16 protein-coding genes and 1 pseudogene are annotated in these 22,235 nt (G+C 71.5%); 8 read left to right on the top strand and 9 right to left on the bottom strand.

Annotation, left to right across the window (positions count from 1 at the left end):
• Window positions 1–9 precede the first annotated feature (9 nt).
• Entirely contained in the window at window positions 10–1,008 is a 999-nt protein-coding gene (locus ACIBBB_RS28880) for a helix-turn-helix transcriptional regulator (protein WP_398987045.1), read from the top strand.
• Window positions 1,009–1,032: 24 nt separating this feature from the next.
• Here the strand turns inward: ACIBBB_RS28880 and ACIBBB_RS28875 are convergent, their stop codons facing one another.
• Both ACIBBB_RS28875 and ACIBBB_RS28870 read right to left on the bottom strand, forming a co-directional pair.
• On the bottom strand, window positions 1,033–2,922 hold the full coding sequence (locus ACIBBB_RS28875; RefSeq protein WP_398987043.1) for a LamG-like jellyroll fold domain-containing protein: 1,890 nt from the start codon (window positions 2,920–2,922) through the stop codon (window positions 1,033–1,035).
• A 261-nt stretch (window positions 2,923–3,183) separates the two neighbouring features.
• Entirely contained in the window at window positions 3,184–3,960 is a 777-nt protein-coding gene (locus ACIBBB_RS28870) for a vWA domain-containing protein (RefSeq protein WP_398987041.1), read from the bottom strand.
• 11 nt (window positions 3,961–3,971) lie between these two features.
• Between ACIBBB_RS28870 and ACIBBB_RS28865 the strand changes: the two genes are divergently transcribed.
• The gene (locus ACIBBB_RS28865; protein WP_398987039.1) at window positions 3,972–5,162 is read left to right on the top strand and encodes an MMPL family transporter; all 1,191 of its coding nucleotides are present in this window, start codon (window positions 3,972–3,974) and stop codon (window positions 5,160–5,162) included.
• A 123-nt stretch (window positions 5,163–5,285) separates the two neighbouring features.
• The gene (locus tag ACIBBB_RS28860; RefSeq protein ID WP_398987037.1) at window positions 5,286–5,693 is read left to right on the top strand and encodes a BlaI/MecI/CopY family transcriptional regulator; all 408 of its coding nucleotides are present in this window, start codon (window positions 5,286–5,288) and stop codon (window positions 5,691–5,693) included.
• A 62-nt stretch (window positions 5,694–5,755) separates the two neighbouring features.
• On the opposite strand, the gene ACIBBB_RS28855 is transcribed toward ACIBBB_RS28860, so the two are convergent.
• Together ACIBBB_RS28855 and ACIBBB_RS28850 are read right to left on the bottom strand one after the other, a co-directional pair.
• A complete protein-coding gene (locus tag ACIBBB_RS28855) occupies window positions 5,756–8,065 on the bottom strand; it encodes an MMPL family transporter (protein WP_398987035.1) in 2,310 nt (769 codons plus the stop codon).
• A 61-nt stretch (window positions 8,066–8,126) separates the two neighbouring features.
• A complete protein-coding gene (locus ACIBBB_RS28850; protein ID WP_398987033.1) occupies window positions 8,127–8,795 on the bottom strand; it encodes a TetR/AcrR family transcriptional regulator in 669 nt (222 codons plus the stop codon).
• A 285-nt stretch (window positions 8,796–9,080) separates the two neighbouring features.
• Here ACIBBB_RS28850 and ACIBBB_RS28845 point away from each other — a divergent pair.
• A pseudogene (locus ACIBBB_RS28845) lies at window positions 9,081–9,719 on the top strand (DedA family protein); the annotation flags it as partial.
• Between the two features lie 109 nt (window positions 9,720–9,828).
• Here the strand turns inward: ACIBBB_RS28845 and ACIBBB_RS28840 are convergent.
• Window positions 9,829–12,282 (bottom strand): phosphoketolase, encoded by a 2,454-nt coding sequence (locus ACIBBB_RS28840; RefSeq protein WP_398987031.1) that lies wholly within the window; start codon window positions 12,280–12,282, stop codon window positions 9,829–9,831.
• 146 nt (window positions 12,283–12,428) lie between these two features.
• On the bottom strand, window positions 12,429–13,517 hold the full coding sequence (locus ACIBBB_RS28835) for an aldo/keto reductase (RefSeq protein ID WP_398987029.1): 1,089 nt from the start codon (window positions 13,515–13,517) through the stop codon (window positions 12,429–12,431).
• Between the two features lie 122 nt (window positions 13,518–13,639).
• On the opposite strand from ACIBBB_RS28835, the gene ACIBBB_RS28830 reads away from it, so the two are divergent.
• From ACIBBB_RS28830 to ACIBBB_RS28820, 3 genes are all read left to right on the top strand, one after another.
• Window positions 13,640–14,263: a TetR/AcrR family transcriptional regulator gene (locus tag ACIBBB_RS28830; RefSeq protein ID WP_398987027.1), complete on the top strand. Its 624-nt coding sequence runs from the start codon at window positions 13,640–13,642 to the stop codon at window positions 14,261–14,263.
• A gap of 204 nt (window positions 14,264–14,467) precedes the next feature.
• Window positions 14,468–15,454, top strand: a complete 987-nt coding sequence (locus ACIBBB_RS28825; RefSeq protein WP_398987025.1) for a threonine/serine dehydratase — start codon at window positions 14,468–14,470, stop codon at window positions 15,452–15,454.
• Between the two features lie 176 nt (window positions 15,455–15,630).
• Complete coding sequence (locus tag ACIBBB_RS28820) at window positions 15,631–16,191, top strand: hypothetical protein (RefSeq protein WP_398987023.1); 561 nt, start codon at window positions 15,631–15,633, stop codon at window positions 16,189–16,191.
• A 496-nt stretch (window positions 16,192–16,687) separates the two neighbouring features.
• Here ACIBBB_RS28820 and ACIBBB_RS28815 read toward each other — a convergent pair whose 3' ends face one another.
• A complete protein-coding gene (locus ACIBBB_RS28815) occupies window positions 16,688–18,907 on the bottom strand; it encodes a LuxR C-terminal-related transcriptional regulator (protein ID WP_398987197.1) in 2,220 nt (739 codons plus the stop codon).
• A 345-nt stretch (window positions 18,908–19,252) separates the two neighbouring features.
• Between ACIBBB_RS28815 and ACIBBB_RS28810 the strand changes: the two genes are divergently transcribed.
• Window positions 19,253–20,272 carry an alpha/beta fold hydrolase gene (locus ACIBBB_RS28810; RefSeq protein ID WP_398987021.1) on the top strand — a complete coding sequence of 340 codons (1,020 nt, stop codon included), beginning with the start codon at window positions 19,253–19,255 and terminating at the stop codon, window positions 20,270–20,272.
• 66 nt (window positions 20,273–20,338) lie between these two features.
• Here the strand turns inward: ACIBBB_RS28810 and ACIBBB_RS28805 are convergent, their stop codons facing one another.
• A complete protein-coding gene (locus tag ACIBBB_RS28805; protein WP_398987019.1) occupies window positions 20,339–21,025 on the bottom strand; it encodes a response regulator in 687 nt (228 codons plus the stop codon).
• Window positions 21,022–22,197: a sensor histidine kinase gene (locus tag ACIBBB_RS28800; RefSeq protein ID WP_398987017.1), complete on the bottom strand. Its 1,176-nt coding sequence runs from the start codon at window positions 22,195–22,197 to the stop codon at window positions 21,022–21,024. The genes ACIBBB_RS28805 and ACIBBB_RS28800 overlap by 4 nt, the downstream gene beginning before the upstream one ends.
• Between the last annotated feature and the right edge of the window lie 38 nt (window positions 22,198–22,235).

Genomic DNA, 22,235 nt, shown 5'->3' with positions numbered 1-22,235 from the left:
ATCGACGGTATGCCGAAGACCTCAGCACGTCTGCTGTCGATGCTCTCGCTGCTCCAGGCGCGCCGGGACTGGCCGGGTGCGCTGCTGGCCGAGCGGCTGGACATCAGCCCGCGCACCGTACGCCGCGATGTCGACCGGCTGCGCGAACTCGGCTACCCCGTGGTGGCCGTCAAGGGGCCGGAGGGCGGATACCGGCTCGACGCCGGTACGGAACTGCCCCCGCTGCTCTTCGACGACGAGCAGGCCGTCGCCCTCGCCGTGGCACTCCAGATCGCCACCACCACCGGCGCCGGCATCGGGGAGGCCGCGGCACGCGCGCTGCACACCGTCCGGCAGGTCATGCCCGGCCGCCTGCGCCGCCGTATCGACACCCTCCAGGTCACGGCCGTCGAGCCGCCCGCGAGGCGCGCCGGCCCGCAGGCCGACAGCGGCGTGCTGATGGCGCTCAGCGGCGCCGTCCACGCCCGCGAGGAGCTGCGCTTCGACTACGCGCGAGCCGACGGCGACACCACCGGTCCCCCGCCGCGCCGGACCCAGCCCCACCACCTCGTCACCTGGGGCGGGCGCTGGTACCTCGTCGCGTGGGATCTCGACCGGGAGGACTGGCGTACGTTCCGCGCGGACCGGATCACCCCGCGTACGCCGACGGGCCCCCGCTTCACCCCGCGTGAACTGCCCGGAGGCGACGTGACCGCCTTCGTCGTCAACAGATTCCAGGGCTCTTACGGCTCCGACGGCTCCGGTCACTGGCCCTGCCGGGGCGAGGTGATCCTCGGCCTGCCCGCCGCGGAGGTGTCCCGTTACCTCCGCGACGGACTGGTCGAGGAGTGGGGCCCGGACCGCTGCCGGCTCGTCCTGGGCTCATGGTCGTGGGCCGGTCTGGCCGCCACCGTCGGCACGTTCGACGCCGACATCGAGGTCGTCGGGCCGCCCGAACTCCGGGAAGCTTTCGCGCGGTTGGCCCGCCGCTACGCCGGCGCCGCGGCCGACCGCCCCGAGGGGACGTAGGCCGACCGCGGCGCCGCTCGCCCGCTACTCGACGGGCAGCAGGAAGTCGCTCGGTCTCAAGGCACGGTCCACGATGCGGGTGTCGCCGATCCACCCGTAGAAGCCCTGGCCGAACTTCTCGTCGAACTGGGTGCCGCCGATCGCGAACGGCTTGCCCAGCGTGGCGATGCCGGTGGCCCGCTGCGACGGGTTACGGGCGATCTTCGACCCGTCCACGTACATCACCGTACGGCGGCCGTCGTTGACGACCGCGATATGCGTCCAGCGGCCCACGGGCAGGGCATGGCTCCACGACGTGGGGTCGGCGTCCTGGACGTGCGGGTAGAGCACGAACTGGAGGAACCGCTCGGGTGTGACGTTCAGGCTGCACGTGGGCTCGTCCGTCGACCAGCCCGTGGTCTTGCCGGCGTCACCGTTGCGACCCTCCCAGCTGAGGATGCCCATCCAGGCGTGGTCGCCCTCGTAGGGGTCCGGCAGCTTGATGAACGTCTCGATGGTGAAACCGGAGGTGAACCGGGCACTGTTGAGCGGTGCCGTGGCGCTCGTGGTGAGCACCGCGCCCCGGTCCGGTCCCTTGCCGCCGTCGAAGCGCAGACTCGCGTGCGCCGGCTGGTGGGTGTGGTGGTCGGCGGAGCGGGTGAGCACGTCCGCCGCGCTCTCGTGCAGGAGTTGGACGCGCAGGTCGTTGCCGTGGCCGGAGAGGTCGCGGGCGACCACGCCCTTGTCCACCACGGACCCCGGTCCGCCGGGACCGGCGAGGCCGTCGGAGTCGAACCGCCAGTACGCCACGGTGCCACGGGGCATCACGCGGCCGGCCGGGCGCGGCTTCGGCGGGACGAGCCCGTCGAAGCCCTTGAACCGCTCGGCGAAGTCGATGTCCAGGCTGAACCGGTCGACGGGGCCGGTCAGTTCGACGGTCTCGGCCTCCAGCGGCGTCCGCTTCTCCGGGTCGCGGCGCAGGAACCACGGCGAGAACGTCTCGACGTCGACGGCGCCGCGCGCCGTGTCGAAGGCGTAGAGCCGGATCATTCCCGCGCCGCCGTAGTAGAGGTCCTGGTAGTTGGTGATGTGGACGTGCACGTCGTGGCCGGCGTCGTTCTTGAGGACCGTACGGCCCGAGGGCCAGTAGTGCCCGCCCAGCGCGAGGAAGATCTGGTCGTTGCCGCGGATCAGGCTGTCCCAGAGGCGCCGGCCGTTGTCCGACAGGTGTGCCTCGCCGTTGTCCTCGGCCCAGGCGATGTCATGGGTGGTCACCACGGCGGGCACGGTGGGGTGGTCGTCGAGGACACCCTGGGCCCAGGCCAGGGCCTTGTCCGAGGCGCGCCAGTCGAGGGCGAAGACCAGCCAGCTCCGGCCGGCGGCCCTGATCACGTGGTAGCTGTTGTAGCCGCCGGGCGAAGCGCCGCCGAAGGTCGGCATGGCGGTGAACCGGTCGGGCCCGAAGGCCTTCAGATAGGCGGATTCCCCACGCTGGTCGTCGGTGCTCCCGTCGATGTCGTGGTTGCCCGCCAGGACGCTGTACGGCACCTTGCCGTGGATGGTCCGGAAGGTGTGGGCGGCGAGGGTTATCTCCTGCTCCGTACCGTGCTCGGTCACGTCACCGAGGTGTGTCATGAAGGCGATGTTCGCCTCCTCGCGCTCCGACACGAGGTAGTCGAAGGTCTCGCGCAGCGGCTCCGGGTCGGCGCTGTCGGCGTCGAAGAGGTACTGCGTGTCGGGCAGCACCGCCAGCGCGAAGCGCGGGCTCTCCTCGTCGTAGCGGCCCCGTCCCGAGGAGGCGGCGCCGGGGGCGCGGGGTGCGGCCCCCGCCGGCTGTGTGCCCAGGACCGAGGCGGCGGCTCCGACCGCGGGGACCGCGATCGCCGCTTGCAGCAGCGACCGGCGGTCCGGACCGGAAGTGATGGACTTGCTCATACGATCTCCCAGCTCTCGACACCTTGCGTGTCCGTGGGGATCGTGTGCCTCTCCGGCGACCGCCCGACAAAGCCGCACTGAACGCCGGCCGTCGCGGACCGGTCCGGAGCCTCGGGGTCGCGGCCGTCAGAAGGGCACGGTGGCGGGCATCGAGCGGGCTCATTTCTCCGTTCGGCGCACGGGCAGCCACCGTCGAAGCACGACTCGGCCCGGAATCAAGCGAGTTGAGGGCACCGTACGCGCCGCCGCAGGCCGAACCGCTCAGCGCCGTACGATGCCCGCCCTCCGCGCCTCGACCAGCCACTGCGGGAATTCGTTCAGCAACTGGTCGTACAGATGCGCGTCCGAGAGGGTCTTCGGGGACGGGCCCGCCGCGAAGAAGCCCGCGTTGTCGATCACACGCCGCTCCGGTACCGGCAGGTCGTCGAGCTTGCGCAGGAAGTGGAACTGGTCGTTGCCGAAGCCCACGAACTGCCAGAAGATCGGCAGCCTCGCCGCCGTACACAGGACATGCTCCGCCGCCGCCTTGGACGAGGGCGAGCCGTCGGTCTGGAACACCACGAACGCCGGGTCCGCGGCCCCGGACGACTCGTAGTGGTCGATGACGGCCTGCATGGCGACGTGATAGTTGGTCCGGCCCATGTGCCCCAGCCCGCGGTGCAGCGCACTGACGCGGTTCCGGTAGTCGTCGAGGCCTATCTCGGCCGTCCCGTCGATCTCCGTGGAGAAGAAGACGACCGGGACCACCCCGTCGTCGTCCAGATTCGCCGCAAGGGCGAGGGTCTGCTCCGCGAGATGCTGCACCGAGCCGTCCTTGTAGTACGGCCGCATGCTGCCCGAGCGGTCCAGCACCAGATAGACGGCGGCGCGCTGCCCGCCGATGTCGTGCTTGGCCAGGGAGACCGCGGCGGTCTTGTAGAGGCTGACCAGCCCCGGCGCCCGCTGGGCGACCTTCTCTTCGGTGATCGCTTCGACCGGGACCTCATAATTCGGGTTCCGGCGCCCCAATTTGACGAACTTGCGGTAGTCGATGGCCATACGCAGTGATTGTGCGGCAACTGACCGTCGCGCGTAGGGCCTTTCGGCCCATCCGGTCCGACGACGCCACCGGATTCCGGCTGCACTGGGCGAGGTTCGTGGAGCGGGGCAGGATTCCGGTGGCGGCGGGCGCCCTGGCGCTGGTCGTCGTGGTCGCGCTGCCGCTGTTCTCGCTGCGCCTCGGATCGTCCGGCGCCGCGAACGACCCCGAGGACTCCACCACCCATCAGGCGTACACCGCCCTGGCCAGGGGGTTCGGGCCGGGCTTCAACGTGCCGTTCCAACTGGTGACGGAGATCGATTCGCCGGACGACGCGAAAGCGTTCACCACCTTCCTGGCCGCCGCCGCGAAAACGCCGGGGGTGGTGACCGTGACCCCGCCGACGACCTCGCCCAACGGGAAGGTCGCGCTCGCCATCCTCTACCCGAGCACCGGTCCGGGCGCGAAGCGGACGGTGACCCTGGTGAGCACCATCCGCGACCTGGCGCCCAAGGCCGAGGGGCCGGGCCATCCGCCCGTCCACGTGGGCGGAGTGACGCCGACCAACATCGACTTCTCGCGGGTGCTGAGCGAGAAACTGCCGCTGTTCATCGCCATCGTCGTGATCCTGGCTTTCCTGCTGCTGGTGGCGGTGTTCCGGAGTCCGCTGATCCCGCTGGTGGCGGCGGTGATGAACCCGCTGTCCGTCGGCGCGGCACTCGACGCGCTGAACGCCCTGTTCATCTGGGGCTGGGGCCTCTCCGTACTCAACGTGCCGGTCACCGGACCCGTCGACGCCTTCATCCCGGTCCTGCTGTTCTCGGTGCTCTTCGGGCTCTCGATGGATTACGAGGTGTATCTGGTCAGCCGCATGCAGGAGGAGTGGCACCACCGGCGTGGAGCCTCGTCCCACGTGGACGAGGTCGAGGCCAACCACTGGGCGGCGACGCACGGCCAGGCGAAGACGGGCCGTGTCATCGCGGCGGCGGCCGGGATCATGATCCTGGTGTTCGGCTCGTTCCTGATCGGCGACAACCACGTGCTCCAGGAGTTCGGATTCGGCCTGGCCTTCGCCGTACTCGTCGACGCCCTGATCATCCGGGGGCTGCTCGTCCCGGCCCTGATGCGTCTGATCGGTCCGGCCAACTGGGCCATGCCCGCCGGTCTGAGCCGGATCGTGCCGAATCTCTCCGTCGAGCCGACGCGGAAAGACCCTCGCTGAAGGGGGAACAAACCCTCGTTGAGGGGGAGTTGGTGGGCGGGGACCCGGCCGCCGGTTCCCCCTGGTACGGACCCGCGATCTGCGTCAGAATCTACAGCACTGTAGAAGTTGACGGGAGACGGTGTGAGCGAGCGTGAGGGCCCTGACGAGCGTCGGCGCCGGGGGCAGGGCGAGCTGGAGGCGCAGGTGCTGGCCGCCCTCCGGGAGGCACCGGGGCCGGTGAACGCCGGCTGGGTACGCGAACGGCTCGGCGGAGCCCTCGCGTACACCACCGTGATGACGATCCTGACCCGACTCCAGACAAAGAACGCCGTGACCCGCGAGCGTTCGGGCCGTTCCTTCGAGTGGCGCCCGGCCTCCGACGGCGCCGGGCTCGCAGCGCTGCGGATGCGCCGGGTGCTGGACGCGGAGTCGGACCGCGAAGCGGTGCTGGCGCGGTTCGTCACCGCCCTGTCCCACGACGACGAGCGGCTGCTGCGCGACCTGCTGCACACCGCCGAGGACGGGGCGGAGGACGCGGCGGAGGACTGACCGTGGGTGTCTTCGTCCTTCTTACCTCTACAGATCTGTAGATCTGTAGAGGTAGGCATGGATCAGACGACCGCGTCCTCACCCTCCTTCGCGAGCGCGCTCTCACGCTCGTCCTCGCTCCCGCTCGCGTCCGCCGTGCGCCGCCCCTGCTCCGGTACGAGCTTCCGCTGAAGGCTCTCGCCCTCGATGTCGAGGTTGGGCAGGACCCGGTCGACGGGGCGCGGCAGCCACCAAGCGGCGCGCCCGAGAAGGGACATGACCGCCGGGACCAGCGCCATACGCACGATGAACGCGTCGACGAGTACGCCCACGGCCAGCGCGAATCCCATCGACTTGATGATGGGGTCCGGCATGAAGATGAACCCGCCGAAGACCGCCGTCATGATCAGGGCGGCGGCCGTGACGACACGGGCGTTGTGCCCCATACCGCTGACGGTCGCCTCCTGGGCCCCGGCGCCGTGGACGAAGTCCTCACGCATGCGCGAGACGAGGAAGACCTCGTAGTCCATGGCCAGCCCGAACAGGATGCCGATGAGAAGGATCGGCAGGAAGCTCACCAGCGGTCCCGGGACGTCGATGCCCAACAGGTCGGCGAAGTGGCCCTGTTGGAAGATCGCCACGGTGATGCCGAAGGTGGCGCCGATGGTGAGGAGGAAGCCGAGAGCCGCCTTGACCGGCACCAGGAACGACCGGAAGACCAGCATCAGCAGCAGGATCGACAGACCGACCACGAGCAGCAGATAGACCAGCATGGCGTCCGCGACCTTCTCGGAGACGTCGATGCCGACGGCCGTGGTGCCGGAGAGCCCGACAGTGGCACCCTGCGCGCCCGCGACGTTCCCGTCCCCGATGTCGGCCAAGCGGTCGCGGACGGTGTGCACGACCTTCTCGGTGGCCTCGTCGGTGGGACCGGCCTTGGGGATGACGGTGAGGAGCGCGGTGGTGCCCTGCTTGTTCATCAGGGGCGGGGCGACGGTGAGGACGTCCTTGGTGTCCCGGATCCGCGCGGCGGCTTCCTTGGCCGCGGCGGCGGTGGTCGCGGCGTCGTCGCTGGAGACGACCGCGATCAGGCGGCCGTTGAAGCCGGGGCCGAATCCCTCGCTCGTCAGGTCGTACGCCTCGCGGGTGGCGGAACCCGCCGCCGCCGTACCGGCGTCGGGGAGCGCGAGGCGCATGTCGGCGGCGGGGAGGGCGAGTACGCCGAGGCCGAGGATGCCGACGAGGAGGACCGGGACGCGGAAGCGGGTGACCGTACGGCCCCAGCGGAAGCCGAAGCCCTCGCGGGGCTCCTTGGCGAGGTCGACGGCGGCGTGGGCGTCGGCGTCGGCGTCGGTGTCGGTGTCGGTGTCGGTGTCGGCCGACGAGTGACCGGGGCGCTGCTTGCGGGGCAGTACGCGGTGGCCGGCGAACCCGAGCAGCGCCGGCAGCAGGGTGAGCGCGACCAGGACGGCGACGGCGACCGTACCCGCGGCGGCCAGGCCCATCACGCTCAGGAAGGGGATGCTGACGACGGTCAGCCCCGCCAGGGCGATGACGACGGTGGCGCCCGCGAAGACCACGGCCGAACCGGCGGTCCCGACCGCGCGGCCGGCCGCCTCTTCGGCGTCCATGCCTTCGGTCAGATACTGCCGGTGCCGGGAGGTGATGAACAGCGAGTAGTCGATACCGACGGCGAGACCCAGCATGAGCGCCAGGATCGGGGCGGTGCTGGTGAGTTCGACCACGCTGCTCACGGCGAACAGCCCGGCCATCCCCGCCGCGACGCCGACGAGCGCGTTCAGCAGCGTCATGCCGGCGGCCACCATGGAGCCGAAGGTGACGACGAGGACGCCCGCGGCGATCAGGACGCCGATCGCCTCGGTGGAGCCCACCTCGACCTCGGCGCTGAGGACTTCACCACCGTGCTCGACCCGCGGGCCGTCCTCGCCCTGGGAGGCGCCGACCTTCTCGTACGCCGAGCGCTGCGCGTCGGTCACCTCGTCCTTGGGGGCGTCGAACTGGACCTGGACGAGGGCGTATCGGCCGTCCTTGGAGACGGTGCCGGCCTGGAACGGGTCCACAGCGCCGACCACACCGGGCACGGCGGCGGCGTCCCGCACCACGGGGGCGACCGCGGCCCTGTCGAGCTTGCCGCCCTCGGGCGCGGCTATGACGATCGTGCCGGTCGTGCCGCTGGCCTGCGGGAACTGCTCCTTGAGTGAGTCCAGTGCGCGCTGGGACTCGGTGCCGGGGATGGTGAATTTGTCGCTCGTGGGTCCCATGAGGGTGGCGGCGGCTCCGCCGAGCAGGACGAGCAGGAGCAGCCATACGGCGACGACGCGCTTTCGCCGGCGGAAGGAGAACCGGCCGAGCCGGTACAGGAGGGAAGCCATGGCGGAGGTTTCTCTTCTCGGTGGTCGGCGGGGGCCGGGGTTGGTTGGGTGACGGGCGTGCTCAGCCGCTGGACGGGTCGGGGTCCGGGCCGGGCTCGGGCTCGGGCTCGGGGTCCGGGCCGGGCTGGGGGGTCGGGTCGGGGTCGGGCTGGGGTTCCGGGTCAGGGTCGGGGGTCAACTCCGGGTCGGGCTCGGGTCGTAGGGTGCGCAGCGCGCCGCGGATCAGCTCGGCGCGCAACTGCTCGTCCGGTACGGCGATGTCGCTGGCGCCGGAGACGAAGACGGCTCCGAGGACCATGTGGGCCGCGACCACGTCCCGCGCCTCGGCGGACCGGCCGGCGAGTGCGCTCAGCAGGCCGTCGACGATGGCGGGGATGCTGCCGAGCGCCGGGTGCGTGGTCATGCCGGGGATGTCGGCGAAGAGGATCTTGACCTCGCGCCGGAAACGCATCGCGAGATCGACGTAACCGGTGACGGCCGCCTCCGCCGCCTCCTGCCCGTCGAGGGGGACGAGCCGGGCGTGGAGCGCGGCGAGTCCCTCGCCGGCGGGGGTCAGCAGCTCGGTGAGGATCGCGTCCTTGCTGGTGAAGTGGTAGAGCAGGGACGCCTTCGAGCAGCCGACGGCCGTGGCGATGTCGTGCAGGGACGTGCCTTCGTAGCCGCGCGTCGCGAACAACTGCAATGCCGATTCCAGGATGTGTCCGCGCAGGGCGGAGGCCGGGCGTGCCATGCCCCCACCATAACTGTCCGATCGGTCAGCTATCGCGGGCGGGGTTGTCCGGGAGGCCGGAGTGCCCTTGCGGAAAACCGCAGGGTGCCCGTTGCGGAATCCCGCGGTGAGCCGGGTGGTAATCCGCATACCGCTGACGGCCTGCGCTTTTCTACTGTTGCGGAGAAGCGCGACGCAGGAGACGGAATCCTCTCCTGATCTCCGTCCGATCCCCTTCTGCCGACTCACCGCCTGTTCACTCACCGCCTGTTCACTCACCGCCTATCGCCGGCTTGGAGACAGCACATGGATGTCGTACCGCTCGCCCTCCCTCGGGAACCAGCGGGAGGTGTCGCGGGCTGGGCCGCCGATCTGGTCGACGCGATGGGGGCTCCGGGCGCGGGCCTCGCCATCGCGCTGGAGAATCTCTTCCCGCCGCTGCCGAGCGAGGTCATCCTCCCGCTGACCGGCCTTGCGGCGGGCCGGGGGATCATCAGTCTGGCGTCCGCGCTCTTCTGGACGACGCTCGGTTCGGTGGTGGGCGCGGTGATCCTCTACTGGGTCGGGACGGTCTTCGGCCGCGAGCGGATGCATGCGGTCTGGGCGAAGCTGCCGCTGGTCAAGGACGCCGATCTGGTGCGTACGGAGGAGTGGTTCGCCAAACACGGCACCAAGGCGGTCTTCTTCGGCCGCATGGTGCCGATATTCCGGAGTCTGATCTCCGTGCCCGCCGGGGTCGAGCGCATGCGGCTGCCGGTCTTCATCACCCTGACCACGCTGGGCAGCCTGAGCTGGAACTCGATTCTGGTGCTTGCCGGTTACTGGCTGGGCGACCGGTGGGATCTGGTGGAGACGTACGTCGGAGTGCTCTCGAAGGCTGTTCTCGTGCTGGTCGTGCTCGCCGTCGTCGGGTACGTGGTCGTACGGGTACGGTCCCGCGGCCGGCGCGGGCAGGGCACGATGCGCGGGCAGGGCACGATGCGCGGGCAGGGCACGATGCGCGGGCGCCGCCGTCGCGGCGCCCGGCGGGCCGCGCGAGCAGCGCACCTGAGCCTCAGCCCTCCCAGCTCCAGTCCGAGACCTCCGGCAGGTCCACCCCGTGTTCGCGGATCCAGCTGTGGTGGCGGGTCCGGGTGTCCTCCATGACCTGGCGTACGTCGGCCGCGCGGACGCCGAGCCCCGGCACCCGGTCGATGACGTCCATCACCAGGCGGTAGCGGTCGAGGTCGTTGCGGACGACCATGTCGAAGGGCGTGGTCGTGGTGCCCATCTCCTTGTAGCCGCGCACATGCAGGTTCGGGTCGCCGGTACGGCGGTAGGCGAGACGGTGGATGAGCCACGGGTAGCCGTGGTACGCGAAGATCACCGGCTTGTCCGTGGTGAACAGGTCGTCGTACTCGGCGTCGGCCATCCCGTGCGGATGCTCCTCGCGCGGCATCAGCCGGGTCATGTCGACGACGTTGACCACACGGACCGCCAGCTCCGGCAGGTGCCTGCGCAACAGGCCCGCCGCGGCGATGACCTCCTGGGTCGGTACGTCCCCCGCGCAGGCCAGGACGGCGTCCGGCTCCCGGGTCCCGTCCTCCGTACCGGCCCACTTCCACAGCCCCGCGCCACGGGCGCAGTGCGCGCGTGCCTCGTCCATGGTCAGCCAGTCGAAGGTGGGCTGCTTGCCGGCGACGACGACGTTCACGTAGTCCCGGCTGTGCAGGACGTGCTCGGCGACCGAGAGCAGGGTGTTGGTGTCCGGCGGCAGGTAGACCCGTACGACCTCGGGGCTCTTGTTGAGTACGTGGTCGACGAAGCCGGGGTCCTGGTGGGAGAAGCCGTTGTGGTCCTGGCGCCAGACGTGCGAGGTGAGCAGGTAGTTGAGGGAGGCGATCGGCCGGCGCCACGGCAGGGAGCGGGACACCTTCAGCCACTTGATGTGCTGGTTGACCATCGAGTCCACGATGTGCACGAAGGCCTCGTAGCAGGAGAACAGTCCATGACGGCCCGTCAGAAGATAGCCCTCCAGCCAGCCCTGGCACAGGTGCTCGGAGAGGACTTCCATCACCCGGCCGTCGCGCGCCAGATGTTCGTCGGTGGGCAGGATGCGTGCCTGCCAGGCATTGCCGGTGGCGTCGAAGAGGGCTTCCAGACGGTTGGAGGCGGTCTCGTCCGGGCCGACGACCCGGAAGTCCCTGCGGCCGGCGGTGTCGGCCATGATCCGGGCCAGCAGCCCGCCGAGGACGCGGGTGGGTTCGTGCAGAGCCACGCCGGGCTTGTCGACCTGGACGGCGAAGTCGTCCAGCGGCGGGACCGGCAGATCGCGGACGAGCAGGCCGCCGTTGGCGTGCGGGGTGGCGCCGAGGCGGCGGGTGCCGGCCGGGACGCGGGACAGGACCTGCGCGGAGGGGCGGCCGTCGCGGTCGAAGAGTTCGCCGGGGCGGTACGAACGCAGCCACGCCTCCAACTGGGCGAGGGGGTCCGGGTTCTCCCGTACCGCCGGGAGCGGGACCTGGTGGGACCGCCACGTCGCTTCGACCGGCGCTCCGTCGACCTCGGCGGGACCGGTCCAGCCTTTGGGCGTGCGCAGCACGATCATGGGCCAGGCCGCCCGCTCGGGCGCGGTTCCGCCCCGGGAGGTTCCGTCCCGGGAGGTTCCGTCCCGGGCGTCCCGCTGGATCTCGGCGATGCGGTCGGCCGCTCGGTCGAGGGCCGTCGCCAGGGCGCGGTGGACCTCGGAGGGGTCGCTGCCCGCCACGTACAGCGGCTCGTGGCCGTATCCGCGCAGCAGAGCGTCCAGTTCGTCGTCGGGGATGCGGGCGAGGACGGTGGGGTTGGCGATCTTGTAGCCGTTGAGGTGCAGGATCGGCAGCACGGCGCCGTCGTGGACCGGGTCGAGGAACTTGTTGGCGTGCCACGACCCGGCCAGCGGCCCGGTCTCGGCCTCGCCGTCGCCGATCACGCAGGCGACGAGCAGGTCGGGGTTGTCGAGGGCGGCGCCGTAGGCGTGCGCGAGGGAGTAGCCGAGTTCGCCGCCCTCGTGGATGGAGCCGGGCGTCTCCGGGGCGACATGGCTCGGGACTCCGCCGGGGAAGGAGAACTGCCGGAAGAGCCGGTTCATGCCGGCCGCGTCGCGGGTCACGTCGGGATACGTCTCGGTGTACGTGCCCTCCAGCCAGGAGTTGGCGAGCACGGCCGGTCCGCCGTGTCCGGGACCCCAGACGCAGAGCATGGACCGGTCCCGGTTCTTGATGAGCCGGTTGAGGTGGGTGTGGACGAGGTTGAGTCCCGGCGAGGTGCCCCAGTGGCCCAGAAGCCGTGGCTTGATGTGCTCGGGGCGCAGGGGCTCGGTGAGGAGCGCGTTGTCCATCAGATAGATCTGGCCGACGGCGAGATAGTTCGCCGCGCGCCAGTGCGCGTCGAGTGCGGTCAGTTCTTCGTCGGTCAGGACGGTGTGGCGCTCCGCACCCGACGTGTCCTTCCTGTCCTTCGTCTTCGGCGTCCGCTTCTCCTGCCGCATGGGGCGTCTCCGTCACGTCGTCACTTTTTGTGGTCGTCCGTTGCTCCCGGTCACCGTCGCACAGCGGGGGTGGGGCGGTGGCTGAGGCTGACCGGCCCTGTCGGGGGATGTTCGGTTCCTCGCCCTCGTACCCGGGAGCCGCGCCGTCACGCGGGGGCGGTCACCGGCGGGCGAGCGGTGAGGGGTTGAGTAGGGGACGCATTGAGTGGTGAGGGGTTGAGGCGGGCGAAGCCCTCCTGGCGTTCGTACGGGAAGTAGGGATACGGCGCCACCTTCGCGCTCGCCGCGTCGAGCCGGGCCACCTGCTCGGGCGCCAGCTCCCACCCGACGGCGCCGATGTTCTGGAGCAGTTGCGCCTCGTTGCGGGCGCCGATGATGACGGAGGAGACCGTCGGGCGCCGTAGCAGCCAGTTGATGGCCACCTGGGGAACGGTCTTGCCGGTCTCCTCCGCGATCCTGTCGAGGGCGTCGACCACGCGGAAGAGATGGTCGTCGTCCACGGGCGGCCCGAAGTCGGCGGTCCGGTGCAGACGGCTGCCCTCGGGCAGCGGTCGGCCACGACGCAGCTTGCCGGTGAGCCGCCCCCACCCCAGCGGGCTCCAGACCATCGCGCCGACCCCCTGGTCGAGACCGAGGGGCAGCAGTTCCCACTCGTAGTCGCGGCCGACGAGGGAGTAGTAGACCTGGTGCGCGACATAGCGCGGGTAACCGTGCCGTTCGGCGGTGGCCAGCGACTTCATCAGCTGCCAGCCGGAGAAGTTGGAGACGCCGACGTAACGGATCTTCCCGGACCGTACGAGCTGGTCGAGCGCCGACAGCACCTCGTCGACCGGCGTCCCGGCGTCGAACGCGTGCATCTGGAAAAGGTCGATGTGGTCGGTGCCGAGCCGGCGCAGCGCGTCCTCCGTCGCCCGGATCAGCCGCGAGCGCGAGGAGCCCGCGTCCCCCGGCCCGTCGCCCATCGGCAGGCTCGTCTTGGTCGACAGCAGCACCTCGTCGCGGCGCCCCTTGATCGCCTGGCCGAGGACTTCCTCGGACGCGCCCGCCGAGTACACGTCCGCCGTGTCGAACATCGAGATGCCCGCGTCCAGGCAGATGTCCACGAGCCGGCGCGCCTCCTGCGCGTCGGTGTTGCCCCAGGCACCGAAGAGCGGCCCCTGACCGCCGAACGTGCCTGCTCCGAAGCTGAGAGCCGGGACCTTGAGCCCGGACGCGCCCAACTGCCTGTACTCCATGATCGACCCCTCCATGAGACCTTGAGCCTTAACGGGACATCCGTCCCTTTAAGATGGCCTCAACGTAACAGAGAAGCACCACTAATGAAACTGGAGTCCCGTTATGAGTGAGCGGCATGCCCATGAGAGCTGAAGAGAAGGACGATGCCCCTGACGATCCCGGGACCGTCCGTCCCGGAGGCCGTACAGCTCGGGTGCGGGCGGCGGTGCTCCGCACCGCCGGGGACGCCCTCGCCGAACACGGCTTCGCCCGTCTCGACCTCGCCGACATCGCGCGGCGCGCGGACGTCGGCAAGTCGACGGTGTACCGCCGCTGGGGGACGGTGGCCGGCCTCGTCGCTGACCTGCTGAGCGACATGGCCGAGCAGTCGCTGCCGCGTACCGAGACCGGTTCGCTGCTCGGCGACCTGCGGGCCAACGCCGAACTCGTACGCGGCACGCTGGCCGACCCGCGCCAGGGTGCGCTGTTCAAGGCGGTGATCGCGGCGGCGACGACGGACGCGAGGACGGCCGAGGCGCTGCACCGCTTCTACGAGATCCGGGTCGCCGAGTGGGCGCCGTGCGTGGAACAGGCGGTGCGGCGGGGCGAGTTGCCGGAGGGGACGGACCCGTACGAGGTGATCCGGGCGGTCTCGGCCCCGCTGTACTACCGCCTGCTGACCAGCGACGCGCCCCTGGACGAGGCGGCGGGGTCGCGTGCGGCGGAGGCGGCTGCGGCGGCGGCGAGGGCGGGCGTCTACGCGTAGGGGGGCGGGCGTAGGAGCGTGAGGGGGTGGGCGTCGGGGCGTGACGGGGGCGTGCAGGGTGGGGGGTGCGGGCGGGCGCATCCGTAACCGGCGAATTCGTAACCGGCGCATGCGTAACCGCACCCCCGCCCGATCACGCGGCGGCCGATCTGTACGGTCTCTCCTGAGGCGGCAGCAACCAGGCGTCAACAGGAGGTACGTGTCGTGATCGGCATCTCGGACATCGAAGCGGCGGCGCGACTGATCGCCGGACACGTCGTACGTACGCCGACCGTCGCAAGCCCCGGACTGTCGGCCCTGCTCGGGGTACCCGTCACCGCGAAGCTGGAGCTTTTGCAGCGCACGGGCTCCTTCAAGGCGCGCGGCGCGACGGCGAAGCTGCTGTCGCTGAGCGAGGCCGACCGCGCGGCCGGGGTGGTGGCGGTGAGCGGCGGCAACCACGCCATCTCCGTCGCGGTCATGGCCGACGCGCTGGGTGTGAAGGCCACCGTCGTCATGCCGAAGTCCGCGCCCACGCGCGCCGTCGAGATCGCGGAGGCGGCCGGGGCGACAGTGCGGCTGACGGACACGATGGACGGCGCTTTCGCGCTCATGTCGCAGCTCCAGACCGACGGACTGAGCCTGGTCCACCCCTTCGACGACCCGGTGGTCGTGGCGGGCCAGGGCACCGTCGGCCTCGAATTCGCCGATGATGCCCCGAGCTCGACCGGGGGCGCGGAGGGGGAGGGCCTGACCGACGTGCTCGTCAGCATCGGCGGCGGCGCGCTGATCTCCGGCGTCGCGGCGGCTCTGCACGCGCGTATGCCCGGCGTACGGATCTGGGGCGTCGAGACCGAAGGCGCGCAGGCCATGTCGGACGCTCTGGCCGCGAAGGGCCCGAGGCCGGTGCGGCTGTCGTCGATCGTCTCCACGCTCAGCGCCCCCACTGTCTCGCAGCTCACTTACGATCATGTGTCGGCCCTGGTCAGCGACGTACTCGTGGTCTCGGACGCCGAAGCCGTCCAGGGCACCCTCGACCTCGCGAACCACGCGAAGGTCTGGGCCGAGCCGGCCGCCGGCTGTCTCCTCCCGGCCGCCCGCCTCGTACGGGAACGGGTCGACGGCGATGTGCGCCTGGGCCTGGTCGTGTGCGGCGGCAACGCGACCACGACGGACGTCATCTCCTGGGCGGAACGCTTCAACCTCCGCTGAGCGAGGCCCCCTTGGGCCCCCACCCCGTCCACGGGTGGGGGTTCTTTGCGTATCCGTATGTCGGCGCACCCGGATAGGCGGGCGGCGCGGGCGCACGTACTTTGCTGGCGATCCCCCCATGTACGGGCCCCACCCCACGGGCCTGGTGCGCAACTCCCCCCACAAGGAGATATGTCATGCTCTCGTCAATCCGAAGAATCGCTGGGGCATCAGCCGTAGCGGCCGCCCTTCTCTTCGCGCTCCCCATGTCGGCCAACGCCGTCGAGAACACTGACACCGCCCGTCCCGCCGCCGTGACGCAGGCCGCCCAGGCCTCCGTCGCCGACCCCACCCCCTCCCCCCGCTTCGAGACCGGCGACATCTCGAACCTCCCGCCGGTGAGCGCCGACAAGCGGGACGTCCGGGTACCGGCGTGGAGCTACCACATCACCTCGTCCTGCGGCGGCCGCGAAGGCGCGATACGCCAGGGCGCCAACTACTGGGGCAGCGCGACCGAGACGGCCTCCAGCGGCACACCGGTCTCCTGTGTCGGCGGCTACGTCCAGGGCTGCGGCGGCGGCAACGTCGTGGGCTGCAACTGGGGCGCGGGCCAGCGCATCGAACTCTCCACCCTGGTAGGCGACTTCGCGCTCCTGGCCGCCCACGAATTCGGCCACAACTGGTACGGCCACTCGGGCACGGGCTGCGCGAGCTGGGCAAGCCAGGCGGACGTGATGCGCACGACGATGTGCAGCTGACGACCTGAACCGCCACAAACGGAGCGAGCGGGCCGACCAAGCACCACGGTCGGCCCGCTTTCCGTTGGGGGGGGCGCGCCGCCGGGAGGCCGGGGGCCGGGCGGGCCGCCGGGAGGCCGGGAGGCCGGGGGGCCGGGGGGCCGGGCGGGCGACCCTGACCGGCCGATGGCGGGTCGTCCCCTGGCCGACCAACGGTCCTGGCCGGTCGATGGCCGGTCGTCCCCTGACTGGCCATCACCGTCCCGGCCGCGCGTTCCCGACGGACCCGTCCTGGCCGGTTGCCCCTGACGGACCGGCCCCTACCCGGTCCGTCTCTCGTCGCGCCCGCCACCACCGCCCGGGGCGCCGGGGCCCTAACAACCCTCTGGCCAGCCTTCGCGGACCTGGCCGGTCCGTCCCGGCCGCTCGGCCCCACCGGCCGGTCCGTCCCTCGGGGCCCCCCGGGGCGCCGGGGCGCGGACAGCTCGCACGGGTGTTCGTGGCTGGCGGCACCGCCTCAGGTGCCGCCGCCCGCGCCCGCGGCTTCGCCGTTGCCGTACGTCGGGCGGACCCGCGAGACCTCGTTCGCCAAGCCCTGCCGACTCGCGATGCCGAGCTTGCGCATCGCCCGTGCCACGTGCTGTTCCACCGTGCGCGGTGAGAGATACAGCGTGGCCGCGATCTCGCGGTTCGTGAGCCCGGTCGCCGCCAGTTCCGCGACCTCACCCTCCCGCGGGGACATGCGCTCCGCGTACGCGGGCCGACCGGGAGGCCGCCGTGACCCGGCAGGGCGGTAGGCGCGCAGCGTCGCCCGTACGCGCGCCGCGTCCCAGACCGCGCCGAGGTCAGTCAACTCCGCTACGCAGCAAGAGAGTTCGTCGACCGCCTCCTCCGCCTCCTCTCCGCCCCGCAGGAGCGCGCAACGGCCCGCGCCCTCCGCCATCAGCGCACGCGCGTACGGGTGCGGCAGTCCGGCGTACGCCGCGCCCGCCTGGCGAAAACGCCCCCGCGCCTCCGCCAACTCGCCGTCCGCCTCCGCCAGCACCGCCCCGCACCAGAGCAGGGCCGCGGTCGCCGACGGGGCGTCCCGCCCGGTCAGACCGGCCGCGAACTCCGCCACCACCCGCTGCGCCGACTGCCGCTGCCCCGCCCGGGTATGGGCCTCCACCACCCAGGGAGCCAGTTCGGCGGCCCACACCCAGACGCCTTTTCTGCCGAGCCACGCCCAGGCCGATGTCGCGGCTTCGGCGGCGGACTCCACGTCCTGCCGGGCCAGCAGGAGCCGGATGTGGGCACCGGCCGCCGTGGCCGCCACCGGGGCCTCGCAGGTCTCGCACGATGTGTCCGGCGGGTCCGGCAGGTCCGGCGGGTCCGGCAGGTCCGGCAGGTCCGGCGGGTCTCCTCGGGGGAGCCAGTCCCGTACCGCCGCCCAGTCCCCCTTCGCCAGCGCCAGCAGGGCCAGCACCACCCGGGCATCACTCGCGCTGCCGTCCTCGGCCACCAGGCCCGTGCACCGTTCGGCCAGGCCCTCCCAACGGCCGGTCAGCCAGTCGCGGAACAGCGCCGTACCGCGTCCCACCCGCTCCAGGAACGGCGCCCCGCTCCGCGCCGCCAGTTCGATGCCCTCCGTCAGCAGCTCGTCCGCGCGGCGGTAGTGGCCCAGATACACCGCGCCGTTCGCCGTGTTGCACAGGCCCCGCGCCACCTGCTGACGGGAGGCACGGTCCATGCCGTCACGGGGCAGCCGCTCAACCAGCCGCCAGGCTTCCGGGTCGCCGGTGTTCATCAGCACCGTCGCCCGGCAGGCGGCCGTCGCCGTGCGCGCCGCGCGGTCCCCGGACACCTCGGCCGCCGCCTCCGCGCGCTCCAGCCAGGCCACGTTCTCGGCGAGGGAGGCGCCGGGGAAGAACGGGTTCGCCAACGCCGCCATCGCCAGCGCGGCAAGAGCCGGCCGTCCGGCCTCGGCCAACTCGTCCGCCGCCCGGCGCAGTTCCCGGCGCCCCTCCTCGAAGCGCCTCTTGCGGTTGTGCAGGAGCAGGCCCAGTTCGAGCCGTATCTCGCCACGGTCGGCGGCGGGCAGCGCCGGGTCCTCGACGATCCCGCGCAGGACACGCGCCGTCCCGTCCGACCGGCGCCCGAGCACCGCGCCACGGGCGAGTGTCAGCGCCAACCGCCCCCGCTTGTCCGGCGGGAGGCCGCCCACATCCAGCGCCTCTTCCAGCAGCGTGACCGCCGCCTCGTCCTCGTTGACGAGGTGCTCCGCGGCCCGCAGCCAGTCCTCGGTACGGCCGCCGCCGCGCCAGTGGCGTGCGATACGGGCCCACGGCACGGGCTCCCGCGCGGCCAGCATCGCCGCCGCCCGGTCGTGCAGCCGCTCCCGCACCGGGCCCGGCAACTCCGCGTACACCGCCGACGCCGCCAGCGGTACGGCGAATCCGTACCGCCCCTCACTCGTCTCCCGCAGCGCCGCCCCCTCCAGCGCCGCGATCAGCGCCGTACAGTCTGCGTCCCCGCCGAAGCCCGCGACCGCCGCCAGGTCCTCGGCACCCGCCGGCTCGTCCAGCACCGCCGCCGCCCAGACAATCGGGCGGTACGGCTCCGGCAGCGACTGCGAGGCGAGCCAGTCCTCAAGGTCGTCCGCGGACAGGATCGCGCGGCCCTCGCGACCCGGCCCCCGCACCGCCGCCGCGATATCCGGCGGCCCCACATACCCGTAACTCCGCCCCCGTTCATCCACGTCCGTCAACCCACGTCCCCCTGTCACCCGGCAACCCGCTCCCTTTCCCCACTGCCGCACTCCCCCGTCGAACAGCAACCCCCACGGTCGGCCAACGGTGGGGCACCCGGCCGCAAGGCGCAGATGTGCGCGAATTCCTGGAACTCGTACGGGCGAATCCCGTTCCACTTTCTGCCCAAGACTCGTCCACAGATGATTTCGTGGCGAGTTCTGGTCGTTGGTAGGAGCAGTGAAGCGGAAATGCTCCTGCTCGCTCGCGTCCGGATCCGGTGTGCCGCCACTGCGGGACGTTCAGGGCCATTTGCCGGACGGCGACACCCCCACCTCAGTCCTTGGAGCCACCCTGTGCCTGCGCCCACCGACGCGATCACCACCTCACGCACCCCCACCTCCGACGCCGCCCTCACCTTCCCGCCCCAGCTCACCGGCGGAGGGGCCGGCGACGGAAAGACCGACGACGCCGAGCAGCACACGGAGACGGAGATCGTCGAACACGACCTGACCTTCGGCGGGTTCCGCTACACCTGCCGCATCGCCCGCCAGGGCCGCCTCGACACCGAACCCATCGTCATCCTGGGAGGGTCCTCCCAGGACCGCCACTCGTGGCAACGGCACGAGAAGTGGCTCACCCCCCTCAGCTCCGTCATCACCGTCGATCTGCCCGGTTACGGGACCGCCGACTTCCTGCCCGCGAAGTACGGCGTCGACTTCCTCGCCGCCGCGGTACGCCATGTCGTCCAGGAACTCCGCATCCCCCGCCTCAATCTCGTGGCCGCCTGCTACGGCGGAGCCATCGGCGTCCGGTTCGCCCAGCACTATCCCCACCTCCTCGAACGGTTGATGCTCGTCGGGATGACCACCGTCATTCCGGCCGACTACGCGATGGCCATGGAGCGTTGGGACGTCATGATCCGACGTGGTGAGACCGAGCCCATCGCCCGTGAGCTCGCCGACCGGTTCATGTCGCCTTCCGGCACCGGGCACGTACGCAAGAAGGCCGCCGTCGCCCGACTCGTCTACCAGCAGATCGCGGCGCAGAATCCCGAACAGTTGCGTATGTCCGCGGAGCACAACTCCCGGCTGATGCGCCACGAGTGGTACCGCCCCGAACCGACCCCGGCCGTTCCCAGCCTGGTCGTCACCGGTGAGCACGACACCCTGACGACACCCGCCATGGGCCGCGCGATGGCCGCCTGCCTGCCGTCGGCCCGGTTCATGACCATCGAGGAGACGGACCACCTCGCCCCGGTGGAACGGATCGCCGACTTCGCCGACCTCATGGCTCGCTTCTGCACCGACCGTCCGCTGGAGGGCCTGCCCTACGCCACCGAGCCAGAGGTATTCGGCGCTCCCCAGCCGGCCTGACCGGCCGTCGGCCCGGCTCCACGACGCCCCGGCCGCTTCCCGGTCCGCTCCTTCCGCCCATGTCCCTCACCCCTCCTGTCCGCCGACGCCCGGCACGATCAGACCCGATTCGTACGCCGCGACCACCGCCTGTGTGCGGTCACGCAGGCCGAGTTTGTTGAGCACGCGGCTGACGTGCGACTTGACCGTCTCCTCGCTGACGAACAGCCTGGCCGCGATCTCCGGGTTGGACAGGCCCTCGGCGATCAGCCGCAGCACCTCCGTCTCGCGCGGGGTGAGCGCGGCGAGCGGCGGCGCCGGCGCTGCGGCCTTCTTTCGGCGCTGCCTGGCGAACTCGCGGATGAGACGACGAGTGATCGCCGGCGCGAGCAGCGCATCCCCGGCGGCGACCACCCGCACCGCGTCGAACAGCCGCTCGGCGGCGACATCCTTGAGGAGGAAGCCGCTGGCGCCCGCGCCAAGGGCGTCGTAGACGTGCTCGTCCAGGTCGAAGGTGGTCAGGATGATGATGCGCGGACCCGCACCCTCCCCTGCCTCGGCCACGATTCGCCCGGTTGCCTCGATGCCGTCCATGACCGGCATCCTGACGTCCATGAGCACGACATCGGGGCGCTGTTCGCGGCAGACCCGCACCCCCTCGGCCCCGTCGCAGGCGGTGCCGGACACCGTGAAGTCGCTCTGTGTGGTGAGCAGTCCGGCGAAGCCGGCCCGCACCAGCTCGTGATCGTCCACGATGACGATGCGCGTACTCATCGGACGGCCTCCGGCACCGGGAGCGGCAGCCTCGCCTCCACCAGGAAGCCGCCACCGGGCGCCGGGCCCGCGCGGAGCTCGCCCCCGACCGCGGCGACGCGCTCGCGCATGCCCAACAGCCCGTGCCCCGGGGACCGGCCTCCCGTTCCCGGCGCCGGTCCCGGGCCGTTGTCCCTGATACGCACTTCGAGCACCTCCGGGTAGTAGCGCAGTTCGACATCGACGGCAGCCCCTGGAGCGTGCCGACGGGCGTTGGTGAGGGCTTCCTGGACTATGCGGTACGTGGTGAGCTCGATGCCCGGGTCGAGCGTCGCCACCGGCCCGCTGACGATCAGCCGCGTGGCGGCGCCGGTCGCCTCACGCGCCTCGTCCAGCAGCTCGTTGAGCTGCGTGAGACCGGGCTGCGGTCTTCGGGTGACGGGCGGGGTGCCCGCGTCCTCACGGAGCACGCCGAGCAGCCGCCGCATCTCGGTCAGCGCGGCTCGGGCCGTGTCACCTATGTCCAGCAACCGCTTCGCCCCGGCCTCGGGCATACCGGGGGTGGTCAGCCGGGCCGTCTCCGCCTGCACGGAGATCATCGAGATGTGGTGCGCGACGACGTCGTGCAATTCGCGGGCGATGCGAGCCCGTTCGCCACGCGCCACATGCTCGTGCAGCGTGTCGGCCATGGCTCTCTCGGTCGCGTCGCGCGCCACCTCCTCGGCGCGCGCACGACGACCCGTACCGTCCGCGACGGCCGCTGCCGCGAGCACGGCCGTCACCACCCCGTACACCCGTATCCCGTTGATCTGCGGGCCCACGAGGGCGGTCGCGATATAGGGGAGCACCAGCAGCACCGCGAGGCGGCGGGAACCGCGACCGGCGAGCCAGCGCAGGGCGAGCAGCTGCGCGACGAGCCCGGCGACGGTCAGCACGTGGAAACTCACGAGCGACACCACACCCGCGACCGTGAGGCAGACGGTGGCCGCGGTGGCCAGCGGCATGCGCAGCAAGCCGACCGGTGTCGTGGTGCTGATGGCGAGCGTGAGCGCGAACGGGAGATCGGTGTCGATACTTCCCCCGCGCACCACGGTCTCCCCGCACGCGAGCAGCGCGAGCACCGCCCCGACCGCCGCCTGCCGGTCGGGCGAGTCGGCGGTCCGCTTCGCCACGCGCTTGATTTCTTCGCTCACGTCGACCATTGTCCCGGCGCCAAGACCAGTTGGCGTCC

Source organism: Streptomyces sp. NPDC051217 (assembly GCF_044455465.1).
Taxonomy (GTDB): Bacteria; Actinomycetota; Actinomycetes; order Streptomycetales; family Streptomycetaceae; genus Streptomyces.
Note: the sequence above shows the minus strand (reverse complement) of the source record. Positions and strands in the feature narration are given on the sequence as shown.

Excerpts from the sequence above, each read along its gene's own strand:
- ACIBBB_RS28880 (WP_398987045.1), top strand. The coding sequence starts at position 10 with ATGCCGAAGACCTCAGCACGTCTGCTGTCGATGCTCTCGCTGCTCCAG.
- ACIBBB_RS28875 (WP_398987043.1), bottom strand. The coding sequence starts at position 2,922 with ATGAGCAAGTCCATCACTTCCGGTCCGGACCGCCGGTCGCTGCTGCAA.
- ACIBBB_RS28870 (WP_398987041.1), bottom strand. The coding sequence starts at position 3,960 with ATGGCCATCGACTACCGCAAGTTCGTCAAATTGGGGCGCCGGAACCCG.
- ACIBBB_RS28855 (WP_398987035.1), bottom strand. The coding sequence starts at position 8,065 with ATGGCTTCCCTCCTGTACCGGCTCGGCCGGTTCTCCTTCCGCCGGCGA.
- ACIBBB_RS28850 (WP_398987033.1), bottom strand. The coding sequence starts at position 8,795 with ATGGCACGCCCGGCCTCCGCCCTGCGCGGACACATCCTGGAATCGGCA.
- ACIBBB_RS28840 (WP_398987031.1), bottom strand. The coding sequence starts at position 12,282 with ATGCGGCAGGAGAAGCGGACGCCGAAGACGAAGGACAGGAAGGACACG.
- ACIBBB_RS28835 (WP_398987029.1), bottom strand. The coding sequence starts at position 13,517 with ATGGAGTACAGGCAGTTGGGCGCGTCCGGGCTCAAGGTCCCGGCTCTC.
- ACIBBB_RS28830 (WP_398987027.1), top strand. The coding sequence starts at position 13,640 with ATGAGAGCTGAAGAGAAGGACGATGCCCCTGACGATCCCGGGACCGTC.
- ACIBBB_RS28820 (WP_398987023.1), top strand. The coding sequence starts at position 15,631 with ATGCTCTCGTCAATCCGAAGAATCGCTGGGGCATCAGCCGTAGCGGCC.
- ACIBBB_RS28805 (WP_398987019.1), bottom strand. The coding sequence starts at position 21,025 with ATGAGTACGCGCATCGTCATCGTGGACGATCACGAGCTGGTGCGGGCC.